Source organism: Ensifer sp. Root278 (genome assembly GCF_001429285.1).
Lineage (GTDB): Bacteria > Pseudomonadota > Alphaproteobacteria > Rhizobiales > Rhizobiaceae > Ensifer.
This window is the reverse complement of record NZ_LMJJ01000012.1, coordinates 188,158-201,755: the sequence shown is the minus strand read 5'-3', so window position 1 is coordinate 201,755 and position 13,598 is coordinate 188,158. Positions and strand designations below refer to the sequence as shown.

The 13,598-nt window shown below is 62.8% G+C and carries 11 protein-coding genes; 8 read left to right on the top strand and 3 right to left on the bottom strand.

The window, feature by feature from the left end; genetic code table 11:
* Positions 1-6 precede the first annotated feature (6 nt).
* Both ASE60_RS12510 and tldD read left to right on the top strand, forming a co-directional pair.
* The gene (locus ASE60_RS12510; RefSeq protein WP_057250715.1) at positions 7-1,206 is read left to right on the top strand and encodes a winged helix-turn-helix domain-containing protein; all 1,200 of its coding nucleotides are present in this window, start codon (positions 7-9) and stop codon (positions 1,204-1,206) included.
* 74 nt (positions 1,207-1,280) lie between these two features.
* Positions 1,281-2,696, top strand: a complete 1,416-nt coding sequence (gene tldD / locus ASE60_RS12505; RefSeq protein WP_057250713.1) for a metalloprotease TldD — start codon at positions 1,281-1,283, stop codon at positions 2,694-2,696.
* A 233-nt stretch (positions 2,697-2,929) separates the two neighbouring features.
* On the opposite strand, the gene ASE60_RS12500 is transcribed toward tldD, so the two are convergent.
* Positions 2,930-4,198, bottom strand: coding sequence for a D-alanyl-D-alanine carboxypeptidase family protein (locus tag ASE60_RS12500; protein WP_057250711.1), 1,269 nt, complete (start codon positions 4,196-4,198; stop codon positions 2,930-2,932).
* Between the two features lie 209 nt (positions 4,199-4,407).
* Between ASE60_RS12500 and ASE60_RS12495 the strand changes: the two genes are divergently transcribed.
* Positions 4,408-5,460: a polysaccharide deacetylase family protein gene (locus tag ASE60_RS12495; protein ID WP_112947579.1), complete on the top strand. Its 1,053-nt coding sequence runs from the start codon at positions 4,408-4,410 to the stop codon at positions 5,458-5,460.
* 11 nt (positions 5,461-5,471) lie between these two features.
* Here the strand turns inward: ASE60_RS12495 and pdxH are convergent, their stop codons facing one another.
* Positions 5,472-6,092, bottom strand: coding sequence for a pyridoxamine 5'-phosphate oxidase (gene pdxH, locus ASE60_RS12490; RefSeq protein ID WP_057250709.1), 621 nt, complete (start codon positions 6,090-6,092; stop codon positions 5,472-5,474).
* Positions 6,093-6,233: 141 nt separating this feature from the next.
* On the opposite strand from pdxH, the gene ASE60_RS12485 reads away from it, so the two are divergent.
* The 4 genes from ASE60_RS12485 (at position 6,234) to ASE60_RS12470 (ending at position 9,660) form a co-directional block, all read left to right on the top strand.
* Positions 6,234-6,686 (top strand): RT0821/Lpp0805 family surface protein, encoded by a 453-nt coding sequence (locus ASE60_RS12485; RefSeq protein ID WP_057250707.1) that lies wholly within the window; start codon positions 6,234-6,236, stop codon positions 6,684-6,686.
* A 208-nt stretch (positions 6,687-6,894) separates the two neighbouring features.
* Entirely contained in the window at positions 6,895-8,001 is a 1,107-nt protein-coding gene (locus ASE60_RS12480) for a DnaJ C-terminal domain-containing protein (protein WP_057250705.1), read from the top strand.
* 208 nt (positions 8,002-8,209) lie between these two features.
* A complete protein-coding gene (fabI, locus tag ASE60_RS12475; RefSeq protein WP_057250703.1) occupies positions 8,210-9,028 on the top strand; it encodes an enoyl-ACP reductase FabI in 819 nt (272 codons plus the stop codon).
* Between the two features lie 47 nt (positions 9,029-9,075).
* The gene (locus ASE60_RS12470; protein WP_057250701.1) at positions 9,076-9,660 is read left to right on the top strand and encodes a histidine phosphatase family protein; all 585 of its coding nucleotides are present in this window, start codon (positions 9,076-9,078) and stop codon (positions 9,658-9,660) included.
* A 94-nt stretch (positions 9,661-9,754) separates the two neighbouring features.
* On the opposite strand, the gene ASE60_RS12465 is transcribed toward ASE60_RS12470, so the two are convergent.
* Positions 9,755-10,015 carry a DUF1344 domain-containing protein gene (locus tag ASE60_RS12465; protein ID WP_057250698.1) on the bottom strand — a complete coding sequence of 87 codons (261 nt, stop codon included), beginning with the start codon at positions 10,013-10,015 and terminating at the stop codon, positions 9,755-9,757.
* A gap of 295 nt (positions 10,016-10,310) precedes the next feature.
* Between ASE60_RS12465 and ASE60_RS12460 the strand changes: the two genes are divergently transcribed.
* Positions 10,311-13,484 (top strand): EAL domain-containing protein, encoded by a 3,174-nt coding sequence (locus ASE60_RS12460; protein WP_057250696.1) that lies wholly within the window; start codon positions 10,311-10,313, stop codon positions 13,482-13,484.
* Positions 13,485-13,598: the final 114 nt, after the last annotated feature.

Genomic DNA, 13,598 nt, shown 5'->3' with positions numbered 1-13,598 from the left:
ATCGCCATGACGATTCGCCTTTCCAACAGCGACGCCCGTCGCATCTTCCTCGCCAAGCAGGGCCTTTCCGGCGCTCCGAACCGCGCGCTCGGCAAGGAGGGGCTGCTGAAGCTCATCCACGACATCGGCTTCGTGCAGGTGGACAGCATCGCCACGGTCGAGCGCGCCCATCACCAGATCCTGTTTGCTCGCAACCAGACCTATCGCCGCGAACATCTGACGGCGCTTCTGGAAGATGATCGAGACCTGTTCGAGCACTGGACGCACGACGCCTCGATCATTCCGAGCAGCTTCTTCCGCTACTGGAAGCACCGCTTCAAATGGGAAGGCGAGACGATCGTCGAGCGCTGGCAAAAATGGCGCGGCGAGGGCTTCGAGAAGGGCTGTGACGAGGCCTATCAGCGCATCGCCGAGGGCGGACCGGTGCTGGCGCGCGACCTCAAGGAAGCCGAGCACGAATCCGGTGGCTGGTGGAACTGGCACCCCTCGAAGACCGCACTCGAAGTGCTCTGGCGCACCGGAAAACTGGCGATCGCGCGGCGTGAGAATTTCCAGAAGGTCTATGATCTGACCGAGCGGGTGATCCCGCCGCATCATCAGGATGGCGACGTCAGCCACCAGGAATTCATCGATTGGGCTTGCCGCAGTGCGCTCGAACGCCTGGGCTTTGCCACCCACGGCGAGATCGCCGCCTTCTGGGATCTCGTATCCCCCGACGAGGCGAAGACCTGGGTTGCCGAGCATCGCGATGAACTTTGCGAAGTGTTGATCGAGGCGATCGATGGTGGCCGCCCGCGCGCCGCCTTCGCCTTCACCGGTTTTCCGCAAGCGCTCGGCAATATTCCCGAACCGCCGGGCCGTGTCCGGGTGCTCAGCCCCTTCGACCCGCTGCTGCGCGACCGCAACCGCACGGAGCGGCTGTTCGGCTTCTTCTATCGCATCGAGATCTTCGTGCCCGAGGCCAAGCGCGAATACGGCTACTATGTCTTTCCACTGATCGAAGGTGACCGGATGATTGGCCGCATCGACATGAAGGCGGACCGCAAGCGCGGCAGCCTCGACGTGCGCAAGCTCTGGCTCGAGACGGGCGTCCGCGCGTCGGCAGGCCGCCTGGAGCGCATCGATGCGGAGCTCGAGCGTGTTGCCCGTTTTGCCGGCGTCGAAAAAGTGGAGCGCCTCGAAGGCTGGGACGCATCGCTTACGTGATATTTTCCTTGGCTTGAACCCGCGGCCTTCCTAAATGGAGGCGATAGAATTTCTCGACGCGGGAGCGCACCACCATGAACACCGATCTGATGAGCCTCTTCGATGCCGACGAGGCAACGATCCGCAAGGTTCTCTCGGAGACGCTCGCCGGCGCCGACGACGGCGAGCTCTTTCTTGAACATGCGCAAGCCGAGGTGCTGTCCTTCGACAACGGCCGTCTGAAGGGCGGCAGCTTCAACACCGACCAGGGTTTCGGTCTTCGTGCCGTCGCCGGAGAAGCGGTCGGCTACGCCCATTCAGGCGAGCTTTCGCTGTCGGCGCTTCGCCGCGCCTCGGATGCGGTGGCGCAGGTCACCCGCGGCTATGCCGGCTCCTATGCGGCCGCGCCGCAGCGCACCAACAAAAAGCTCTATGGCGACGAGAACCCGATCGGCGAGCCGAGCTTCGAGGCGAAGGTTGCCCTGCTGCAGGAGATCGACGCCTATCTGCGCGCCAAGGATCCCAAGGTTCGGCAGGTGACGGCGTCGATCGCGGCAAGCTGGCAGGTTGTCGACATCCTCCGCGCCGACGGCCACCGCGTGCATGACGTCAGGCCGATGACCCGCATCAACATCTCCGTCGTCACCGGTGACGGCGATCGCCAGGAAAGTGGTTCCTTCGGCACCGGCGGGCGTCGCGGCTTCGGCGATTTCGTCACCGAGGAAAACTGGAAGACGGGCGCCGATGAGGCGCTGCGCCAGGCGCTTGTCAATCTCGAAGCGATCGATGCGCCGGCCGGCACCATGGACGTGGTGCTTGCCTCCGGTTGGCCGGGCGTCATGCTGCACGAAGCCGTCGGCCACGGCCTCGAAGGCGATTTCAATCGCAAGAAGACGTCGGCCTTTGCCGGCCTGATGGGCGAGCAGGTCGCCGCCAAGGGTGTCACCGTCGTCGACGATGGCACCATCGAGGCGCGCCGTGGTTCGATCTCGATCGACGACGAGGGTACGCCGTCCGGCTACAACGTGCTGATCGAGGACGGCAAGCTCGTCGGCTACATGCAGGACCGGCAGAACGCCCGGCTGATGGGCATGACGCCCACCGGCAATGGCCGCCGCCAGGGCTACGCCCATGTGCCGATGCCGCGCATGACCAATACCTACATGCTGTCAGGCGAGAGGACGCCGGAGGAAATCATCGCCTCGGTCAAGAAGGGCATCTATGCCGTTTCCTTCGGCGGCGGCCAGGTGGACATCACCTCCGGCAAGTTCGTCTTCGGCTGCACCGAGGCCTACCTGATCGAGAACGGCAAGATCGGCGCGCCCGTGAAAGGCGCCATGCTGATCGGCAACGGTCCGGACGCGATGAAGCGCGTGACCATGGTCGGTAACGACACCAAGCTCGACACCGGCATCGGCAATTGCGGCAAGGCCGGCCAGTGGGTGCCAGTCGGCGTCGGCCAGCCGCATCTGCGCATGGATCAAATCACGGTCGGCGGCACGCAGGCGTAAGATTGCATGGCGGTCTTCAAGCTGTCATTTCCGTCGCCGGAGACCGCCACGCCAAGCCACGAACTCAGGTTCAACGGGGATGCTGGCGAGATCGTGCGGCGCCGCGGAAGATGAGCGCGAGGAGGGATTGCTCCTTGGCTACACCGAGGAGCAATGTGACTGGTGGCCCGCCAATCGTTTCCGCAGGATCATCGCGGAAACATGACGAAGGCTGCCTCTGTCGCCGCCTCCGCTCACCCGCGTGACGGCAGCATCATGCAATCATAGGAGCGCTGCTTGAGCGCATCGCAGGCGGCCGCTGCCGCATCACGGCTCGAGAACCCGACGAAGCGGGCGCGGTAGATGGCATTGGCGCCCTTGCCGACAGCTTCAGTGTAGGGTGTGGCTCCGGCGAGGGGAGCGCCGGCTTCGGAGCGTGCCTGAGCGAGCAGCATGCGGGCTGCCTCGGCAGACGGTGCCGCTGAAATCTGGATCTGCCAACCGCCAGCTGCAGCCGGTGCCGCCGCCGTCGTTTCGATCTCAGCCACCTCGGTGGGACGTTCCGCAGGTATAGCGGCTGTGGATGTTGCCGCAATCAAAGCGGCAACGGAATCCTGCTTCGTCCGCTGGGGCGCGGCAAAGGGCATTGGAACGTCCAATGTCGCGGCCGACGTCACCTCGACCACCTTCCCGCCGCGGGTGGACGCGACCAGCTGCCGCCCGATCTTAGTCGAAGCCTTGCCGACATGGCGATCGAGAAGTGCCGCCATCTTGGCATCGCGGCTGCGCGCCGACCGCCCACCGAGCACGACGCCGACCACCCGGCGATTGCCGTCCTTGACGGCGCTGACGAGATTGAAGCCGGAAGCGTTGGTATAGCCGGTCTTGATGCCGTCCATGCCCTCGTAGCGATACATCAGATTGTTGTGGCCGCGGACCTTGCGGCCGCGGAAGCTGAAGCTCTCGGTGGCAAACAGCCGGTATTCCCTGGGAAAGTCGCGCATCAGCGCGACGGCAAGCGTCGCCATCTCACGCGCTGTCGTCACCTGCTGGCTGGCCGGCAAGCCGGAGGCGTTGGTGAAGACCGTCTTGCGCATGCCGAGCTGCCGCGCCTTGGCGGTCATCATCCGGGCGAAGTTGGCCTCGGAGCCTCCGAGCCTTTCCGCCATCGCCGTCGCCGCGTCGTTGCCTGAGCGCACGATCATGCCGAGCACGGCCTCGCGAACCGTGATAGTCATGCCGGACTTGAGGCCGAGGCGCATCGGTGGCTTGGCGGCGGCTGCCTTCGAGACCTTGATTTTGCTGTCCCACGAAAGTTCGCCGCGCCGCAGCGCCTCGAAGGTCATGTAGACCGTCATCATCTTGGTCAGCGAGGCCGGATGGTTGAGCACGTCAGGGTTTTCGGCCGAGAGGACTTTGCCGGTGCGCGCATCCAGTACCAGCGAGGCGGTTCCGGCGATTGCCGTTGCGGACCCAAGCGCGAAAGCGAAGATCGCAAGCAGGAGGCAGCGCAAAGTTTTCATGTCGATCCCCGTCGGAAAGCGCCGTCGGCCGGGCGCAAAGCTGTTTCGTTTTGTGACAAGGTGCGTGTCTTTGTTGCAACTTTAGGGCGGAATGTGGCGTCCCGCCCTGTTTTCGGGGCCGTGGTAAATGGCCAATGAATGTCCTCTCCGTTCAACAAGGTTTAACGCCCTCGCCGTTAACTTTCCAGGCCTGTATGCCGCGGGGAAACATGGGGCCGAACATCAAGAGCACGATCGCGACAATTGTTCGCCGCGCCGCCATCGCCGGCGGACTGGAGGTCGCCGGAGGGCTGAGCCGCGTCGGGCTGATGGGTGGTGCGCGCGGCAAGGGGGCGATCTTCACGCTGCACCATGTCCGGCCGAGGCTTGCGCGTGCCTTCGATCCCAACGCCCATCTGGAGATCACGCCGGAATTCCTCGACGCAGCTTTGACGACACTGAAGCGTGACGGCTATCGCTTCGTCCCGCTCGAACAGTTGCCGGATGCGCTGGCCGCCGGAGGCGGGCCGATCGCCTGTCTTACGCTTGATGACGGCTACCGGAACAATCTCGTGCATGCGCTGCCCGTGTTCGAGCGCCATGCCGCACCCTTCACCGTGTTTGTCACTGGGGGCTTCATCGATCGAACCCATACGCTCTGGTGGGAAACGCTCGCCGACGTGCTCGCGACGAAGGAGACGCTGCGGTTCGACTTCGGTCACGGTGTCGAGACGCTGCCAACGCATACGACTGCGGACAAGCAGACGGCCTTCAATCGTGTCGCGGCGGTCGTTCATAGCCGCGATGAAGCGACGGCCATTGCATTGCTGAACGCCGTAGCGATCGAACACGGCATCGATCCGCTGGCGATTACCGAACGGCTGACTTTGGATCAGACAGGGCTTCGGCGGTTGATCGAAAGCCCGCTGGCCAGCCTCGGCGCGCACACGATCAGCCATCGCTCAATCGCGCGCCTGAGCGGCGACGACGCAAGGCGAGAAATTCGCCAGTCGGCGGAGCGTGTCGAGGCCATTACCGGCCGGCAGCCTCTGGCCTTCGCCTATCCCTATGGCGACGCACCAGCCGTCTCGGCACGCGATCATCGCATCGTCGCCGATCTCGGTTTTTCCCTCGCGGTCACCACCCAGCCCGGCACGCTCGTCGAACGCGCGAAATTCAGCCTTCATGCGTTGCCGCGCATTTCGCTGAATGGTCATTTCCAGCGGGCACGTTACGTCTCGGCGCTGGCGTCCGGCATCCCATTCCGCTTGGCGGGCGCCTGAACGGCCGCCAATTAAGGGTACATGCGCACCTTTTCCCAGCCGCCTTCGGGTGTTGCGCGACGGAACTCCATCCGGTCATGCAGCCGGAACGGGCGGTCGTGCCAGAATTCGATCGAGGTCGGGCGGATGCGGAAGCCGGACCAATAGCTCGGGCGCGGGATCTCGCCGAGTGCGTGGCGGGCGGTGTATTCGGCGACGGCCTTTTCCAGTGCGAAGCGGCCTTCTAGCGGGCGTGACTGTTTCGATGCCCAGGCGCCGATGCGGCTGCCGCGCGGCCGGCTCTTGAAGTATTCGTCTGCCTCTTCGTCGGTCACGATCTCGACCGGACCGCGCACGCGCACCTGACGCCTCAGGGATTTCCAGTGGAAGCACATGGCTGCCTTGCGGGCGCCAAGGATTTCCTGGCCCTTCTGGCTCTCGAAATTCGTGTAGAAAACGAAGCCGCGTTCGTCGAATCCCTTCAGCAAGACCATGCGGACGTTCGGCAATCCGTCGCTGTCGACGGTGGCAAGCGCGACCGCGTTCGGGTCGTTGATTTCGCTGCCTTCCGCGTCCTTCAGCCATGTGCCAAACAGGGAAAAGGGCTCATTTGATTCGGTGAAGTCACCGCTTGTTAACTCATTCGCCGCCATTATTGCCTTCCAATGCCGTGATGTCTGGCGCGGAAATGCTTCGGGATGAACCCGACCGGTGTTTCCGCATCAAAAATGTCGGAGCCTGTACGTTGACCTTCTCGAGCAGCGTGCGGCTCCAGCGAGTCTGACAGGATTGCCGTGCAAGACATAGCAAAGTGGATCGATACCAAGAAGGGGTATTCCTTCGCCTTGCTGCGTAGCGCGGCAATTTGCCTGCCGGTCCTGGTGCTTTCTGGCTGCATGGGCGCGGGCCTCGATTTCTTTGGCAGCGGCGTCGACCGCACGGTCGCGACGGGTACCGTTCCCGTCGCCAAGACCTCCGATGGCCTCTCCGACGCCGTGATGGTCCGCAATGCCGTGACATCGGCCGAACTCGGTGGCGGTAGCATCAACCCGATCCCTTGGGCCAACGCGACTTCTGGCAGCGCCGGTGTCATCAGCATCATTCAGGAAGACCGCGCGAGCGGCATGCTCTGCCGCCGCTTCACCACGACGCGCCATTCCTACGAGGGCATCGCAAAGTTCGACGGCAGCACGTGCCAGGGCGGCGATGGCGCCTGGTATCTGACGAGCTTCGGCCCGCGCGCCTGAGATAGCGCTCGGAAATTCGCGATTAACCACAATTCTCTAAAAGTGCGAACGATCGTCCGCGACGCTCATTCCAGAGCCGGTGGCGCCGTTGCGGCTAACCACTATTTAGCAAGTTCTCCAGATCATCGATGCTCAGTGGACGGGCGACAATGACGCCTTCATTCGGGGCATAAGGCGGGCATCAAGGAGAGGCCGCCGATCAGAGAAGATGGTAGAAGCCATGCGTGATCCCTATGCGATCCTCGGTGTCCGGCGCAACGCCGGGCAGGACGAAATCAAGGCGGCCTGGCGTTCGCTGGCAAAGGCCGTGCATCCGGACCATAACCAGGACGACCCCACTGCCGCCGAGCGCTTTGCCGAGGCAGGCAAGGCCTATGAGCTTCTGCGCGATCCGAAGCTCAGGAGTCGCTACGACTATGCGCGCCGCGAGGCCGAGCTTCGTCGCATGGAGGCGATGAAGGCAAAGATGCGTGGCAATGTGCAGGAGGAGGCGCCCGTCGACGCGGAGACCGCCGAGGACGCCATCTCGCAGATCTTCGGCGCCGAAGCACGTGCCAAGTCGGCCCGGCCATCGCCGAAGCCGGCGGCGAACCCATCGCCCAAGCCCGCGCCGAAACCGACAGCGGCCAAGGAGCCGGAACGCACGGCTCAAGCTGCCGAGGTAAAGCCTGAACCCGCGGCCGAGGCGCAGCCGGAAGCCGTCGCCAGGACGGATACGCCGCTCATGCAGCGCGCCGCAGCGCCCGCAGCCGAACTCGTCGCAGCCATCGTCCGGCGCATCCGCGGCCGCGCAGCAAAGACCGCCGAGAAGGTGCCCGACCTTACCGTCGATCTGGCTGTCAGCATCCGGGACCTGATCAATCGCCAGCGCCTGACTGTCGAACTTCCGGATGGCGAGAGCCTGAAGGTTCAAATTCCCCCGGGTGCCGTCGATGGGCAGACCATTCGCCTGGCGGAACAGGGTTATCGCGTCACCGGCATGAGTCGCGGCGATGTCGTCGTCACGCTCAGGGTCGATCAGAGCGGCACCTTCCGCACCCGTGGCCTTGACCTGCTCACGACCCTACCGATCGATCTGCAGGGTGCTGTCCTCGGCTGCGAGGAGCGCATCGAGACGCCGGTTGGTCCGGTCACCGTCGTCGTGCCGGCCTGGTCCGGTTCGGACAAGATCATCCGTCTCGCAGGCCAGGGCCTGCCCGGAACCTACGGGACCCATGGCGATCTCCTGGTGGAGCTGCGGCTGGTCCTGAAAGACACGCCGGATGAGAAGGTGACCGATCTGATGAAGTCGCAGCGCGACGGATTCTATCTGTGACGGTCGATTTGTGACAGTTCGCTGACACTTTGAACCAATATTACGGGGACTAACAGTTCCTGATCTCAGGCGCGCTTGAACCACCCTTGCCACTATGCCATAGGCAATTCTCGACAATTTGCCGCACCCGTTCGGTGGGGTGTCTATGACATTTGTGAACTTTGGCACCGGCGCCGGCCGTTGCTGGAAATAGTATTGGGGACTTACCATGGCTCAGGCATCCGGTCTGATGAAGGGCAAACGCGGCGTCATTATGGGCGTTGCAAACAACCGTTCCATCGCATGGGGCATTGCCAAGGCCATCCACGCGCAGGGTGGTGAAGTTGCGTTGACCTATCAGGGCGATGCGCTCAAGAAGCGCGTCGAGCCGCTGCTCGCCGAGATCGACGGCTTCATGGCCGGCCATTGCGACGTTAGCGACGAAGCCAGCATCGACGCCGTCTTCGATACGCTCGAAAAGCAATGGGGCAAGATCGATTTCGTGGTGCACGCGATCGGTTTCTCCGACAAGGACGAACTCACCGGCCGCTACGTCGATACCTCGCCCGAGAACTTCGCCAAGACGATGCAGATTTCGGTCTACTCGTTCACCGCGGTTGCCCGTCGCGCTGAAAAGCTGATGACCGATGGCGGCTCGATGCTGACCCTGACCTACTACGGCGCCGAAAAGGTCATGCCGAACTACAACGTTATGGGTGTGGCCAAGGCTGCGCTCGAAGCCAGCGTGAAGTACCTCGCGGTCGACCTCGGCCCGAAGAACATTCGCGTCAATGCCATCTCCGCCGGCCCGATCAAGACGCTGGCTGCCTCCGGCATCGGCGACTTCCGCTATATCCTCAAGTGGAACGAGTACAACGCGCCGCTGCGCCGCACCGTGACGATCGAGGAAGTCGGCGACGTCGGCCTCTACATGCTCTCCGACCTGTCGCGTTCGGTCACCGGTGAAGTCCACCACGCCGACAGCGGTTACCATGTCGTCGGCATGAAGGCGGTGGACGCGCCCGATATCTCCGTGCTCAAGGACTGATCGGCACGGCTTGCCGGTTCGACGGCCCCGCTGCCCGGAGACATGTTGTGCTGATCTATGTGATCCGTCACGGACAGACCGACTGGAATGCCGAAAGCCGGCTCCAGGGGCAGAAGGACATCCCGCTCAATGATTTCGGTCGCCAGCAGGCGACCGGCAATGGCGCAGCACTCGCCGGTATCCTCGGCACCGACGCCGCGCATTTCGATTTCGTCGCGAGCCCGCTTGGCCGCACGCGCGAGACCATGGAGCGCGTGAGGCTGGCGATGGGGCTCGATCCCGCCGCCTACCGTACCGACGAACGGCTGAAGGAGGTATCCTTCGGTGACTGGGAAGGGCACACGCTTCCCGAGCTCAAGCGCTCGGCGCCGCAAAGGATCGCCGAACGGCGCGCGGTGAAGTGGGACTTCATTCCGCCGGGACCTGATGCCGAGAGTTACGAAATCCTGTCCTGGCGTGTTGCCGCCTGGCTAAAGGACGTGACGAAGCCGACCGTCTGCGTCAGCCACGGCGGTGTCATCCGATCGCTTTTCAAGCTCTTTGGAGAAATGGAGGCCGAAGAGGCTGCGTCTGCGGCGATCCCGCAGGATCGCCTTCTGCGCATTTCCGGCGGTGCCAGCGGCTGGATCTGACGGCCGGAACGATAACCCGCCCCAAAGCAATGCCAGGAAAAGTATGGAACGGTTTCCCGTCCGGAATTGCGTGATCTGAGGGACGGGTCGCTGCTTACTGTACGATTTCGAGGTCGTTGATGACCCGCTTGCCATCGACTTCGGTATAGAAGACCAGCACCTTCACGCCCTCCTTCAGGCCCTCGAAATTGAATTCTTCGGGTGCCTGGTAGCTCTTGCCGTCATCGAGCTGCAGGCTGAGACGTTCGGTGTCGACACCCGTAATGGTCGCTTCCACGTCGGCGCTTTCCGCAAGAGCGGACAAAGGCGAAAGCAAGCCGGCGGCGGCCATGAGCGCGGCAATGACAAAACGCATCTTTCTTGCCCTTTTCAACGATTCTGCGAACATTCTTGTCATCACCCTTGGTCCCCGATTGTGGCAAAAATTGCCTTGTAACTTGGCTTTTGGCCGTCAGGCCCCGGTTTTTTGATGGCCTGTCCGACGCCGCAAGACTGGACGGCGACATCGTTTTTTTCAAGCGGGGGAGCGTCGAAGTAGGGGAGGCGGAATATTGATTTCCCCATGAATCATAGGGTTTTCCAAGGATTTGTGACGAAAGCCAATCTTAAGGTTCGCTCGCTACCTTTGGTTGGGGATCGAGGGGAAAAGATTGAAGATCATCGACGTTCTGCGCCAGCGCATTCGGGCGGCAGCCAGATTTGCGAAACCATCGCTCATACCAGCGGCGATCGCCGGCCTCGTCGTGTTTGCCGGCGGGTACGTCTATGAGCGGCAGAATCGCGAAAACTTCCAGAGTGACCTCAGGATCGATGTCGAGAACGAACTGAACCTCATCGCCAACCGGTTGCAATCGGAGATAAACACCAACATCGCCGCGCTGAACGGATTTGCCAACAGCATCGGCGTGCACCCGGCGATGACGCCTGACGATTTTACCGTCATGGCAACGAAGCTTCTTCTCCAGAACCCGCAGATGGTGCGCGCTTCGGCTGCGCCCGCCGGTGTTGTGCGGATCGCCTTTCCGCGTGAAAGCCAGCAATGGTTCGTCGGCACCGATTTCAACAGGTTCGGCGCGACAAGGCACGCGATAGAACGCGCATCGTCGACGGTGAGACCCGTGATGATCGGCCCCATTCGCTTGCCGAGCGGCCGCAACGGCTTCGAGCTTTTCTTGCCTGTCTTTTCCAAGATCCAGGGACGGATGGAGCGCTGGGGCTATGTCGAGGCCATCATCGATGAAAGGGCGCTCTATCGCGCCGCGCGCCTCTTGGAGGCGGGCAGCGAAACGCCGGAACTGACGAAGGATCATCGCTACGTCGACGTTCACCTCGCGATCAGGGATATCTCCGAGCAGGAGCGGATCCAGGATGCGTTCTTCGGCGACGACGCGCTTTTCCGCAAGGCACCGGTGACGCGTCGGCTGGATCTGGCGGGTGGCGCTTGGGAGCTCGCAGCCATGCCGGTTGGCGAGTGGGACCAGCTTCCCGAAAACATCGATGCCATTCGCTTGGCGATCGCCGCCGCTGTCGCAATCGTGGTAATCCCGATCCTCTTGACCGGCGGGCTCTTCAACGAACGGCAGCGCAACATTGCCAAGCTGAAAGCGCGGGAAGGGGAGGTGATGACGCTCTCCCACCGGCTGAACCTCGCGCTCGACGCGTCCAAGATCGGCGTCTGGGAGATCGACGTCGAAACGCAGCAGCGCTCCTGGGACGATCGCATGTTCCACCTGCATGGGCTGGAGGTCCATCTGGAGGAACCGACCTATGAGGAGTGGCGCGCAACAGTGCATCCGGAGGACATCGGCATCGCCGCCAACGCGCTGTTCCGCAGCCTGGACGACGGCCTGGAATATCGCTCGCAATACCGGGTCGTGCTGTCTGACGGAACTTTGCGCCACATCCGCAACGTCGGATCCAGCCACCGCGGCGCCGATGGGCGCGCAAAGGTCACCGGCATCAGTTGGGACGTCACAGACGACGTTATGAAGACCGAGCGGCTGACTGCGGCCAAGGCCCAGGTCGATCAACAGAACCTCGAGCTCGAACAGGCACTGAAAGGTCTTTACGAGCGTGAGCAGGATCTTGAACTGCTTTCACGCCGGCTCGACCTGGCACTCGATTCCTATCGATGCGGCATGTGGGAGGCGGACCTCGATAGCGGACTGACCTATTGGGACGACCGCATGCACCAGCTCTACGGCCTCGTCTACACCGATGGGACCACCAACGAGGAGACATGGCTCACCGCGCTTCATCCCGATGATCGGGCGCCGGCGCTGGACGCGGTCAACCGCGCAATCGCGGCGGACGAGACCTATGTGCACCAGGCGCGCGTGTTTCTGCCGGCTGGCGGCGTCCGCCACATCCGGTCGGTCGGCAAGCTTCATGTGGCGCCGGATGGTGCACGCAAATTCGTCGGCATGGCGCTCGACGTCACCGAAGACGTGCTGATGACCGAGCAGTTGCGGGCAGCCAAGGCGATGGCGGATGCGAAGAACGCCGAGCTGGAGCAGGCGCGGGTACGGATCGAGCACAACGCCCTGCACGATCCCCTGACCGGTCTTGGAAATCGCCGCATGCTCGACAAGGCGCTGGAGCGGCTGGCGAGGGCCGGTGATCTCGAGGATATCGCCATCCTCCATATCGATCTCGACCGTTTCAAGCAGATCAATGACACGCTCGGCCACGCAGCCGGGGACGCCATGCTGATCCACGCTTCCGAAATCCTCCGGGCAAATATCCGGCCCGGCGATATCATCGCCCGCATCGGTGGTGATGAGTTCGTGGTCGCGGTCACCGGTGCGCCGGGCGAGGCGGCGCTGGCGGTGCGCTGTGACCGGATCATCGCCGCGATGCGCCAGCCGGTCGATTACAACGGTTTTCCCTGCCGCTTCGGTGTCAGCATCGGTGTGGCGGTGGGCCGTGGCGCGGAGATCGATGCGCGCAAGCTGCTCGTCAATGCCGATATCGCGCTCTACCGGGCCAAGGAGGCGGGCCGTAATCGTTATCAGTTCTTCACCGAGGTGTTGCAGGCCGAAGTGGTGACGGCCAAGCGGATCGCCGACGAGATCCTCGAAGGCATCGAACGGGACGAGTTCGAACCCTGGTATCAGCCACAGTTCGACGCGACCACGCTTGCGCTGTGCGGGGTGGAGGCGCTGGTGCGTTGGAACCACCCGCGTGAGGGCATCCTGACGCCGGATCGTTTCCTTGGCATCGCGGAGGAATTGAATGTCATGGCGGCGCTTGATCGCCTCGTGCTGGAGAAATCGCTGATCGACCACATGCGCTGGGCGGCCGCCGGCCTCAGAGTTCCCAAGATCTCCGTCAACGTTTCGGCGAAGCGGCTTCAGGAGGATGATCTGCTGTCCTCGCTCGAAGGCTTGAGCATCGCGCCCGGCCAGATCTGTTTCGAACTGGTGGAATCGATCTTCCTCGACGAGAGCGACGACATCGTTGCCACCAACATCGAAGGTATCAAGAAACTCGGCATCGATATCGAGCTCGATGACTTCGGCACCGGTCATACCTCGATCGTCAGCCTGCTGAAGATCAAGCCGAAGCGGCTGAAGATCGATCGGCAGCTCGTCGTTCCGGTTCTGAGCGCGCGGCGGGAGCAGGCCCTGGTCCGTTCGATCATCGAGATCGCCCGCTCGCTCAACATCGAGACCGTTGCCGAAGGTGTCGAGACGATGGCACATGCGGAGATGCTCGGCATCCTCGGCTGCGACGTCCTGCAGGGCTATGCCTTCTCCCGGCCGTTGAGCGCGGAGAAGTTCCTCGCCTTTGCGACCGACCGCGGCCTGCGCCTGGCATCGTGACGAAGCGACGGCGGCAGGCGCAAAAGTCTTTCCCCGTCCCCGGCTTTCCACTAAGAGAGGGCATCCGTGTACGAAAAACGTACGGCCGTTGCTTGCTTAAGGTCCGGTAGCCTT

Coding starts and splice junctions, on each gene's coding strand:
- ASE60_RS12480 (WP_057250705.1), top strand. CDS start 6,895: ATGGTAGAAGCCATGCGTGATCCCTATGCGATCCTCGGTGTCCGGCGC.
- ASE60_RS12510 (WP_057250715.1), top strand. CDS start 7: ATGACGATTCGCCTTTCCAACAGCGACGCCCGTCGCATCTTCCTCGCC.
- ASE60_RS12465 (WP_057250698.1), bottom strand. CDS start 10,015: ATGCGTTTTGTCATTGCCGCGCTCATGGCCGCCGCCGGCTTGCTTTCG.
- pdxH (WP_057250709.1), bottom strand. CDS start 6,092: ATGGCGGCGAATGAGTTAACAAGCGGTGACTTCACCGAATCAAATGAG.
- ASE60_RS12495 (WP_112947579.1), top strand. CDS start 4,408: ATGGGGCCGAACATCAAGAGCACGATCGCGACAATTGTTCGCCGCGCC.
- fabI (WP_057250703.1), top strand. CDS start 8,210: ATGGCTCAGGCATCCGGTCTGATGAAGGGCAAACGCGGCGTCATTATG.
- ASE60_RS12500 (WP_057250711.1), bottom strand. CDS start 4,198: ATGAAAACTTTGCGCTGCCTCCTGCTTGCGATCTTCGCTTTCGCGCTT.
- tldD (WP_057250713.1), top strand. CDS start 1,281: ATGAACACCGATCTGATGAGCCTCTTCGATGCCGACGAGGCAACGATC.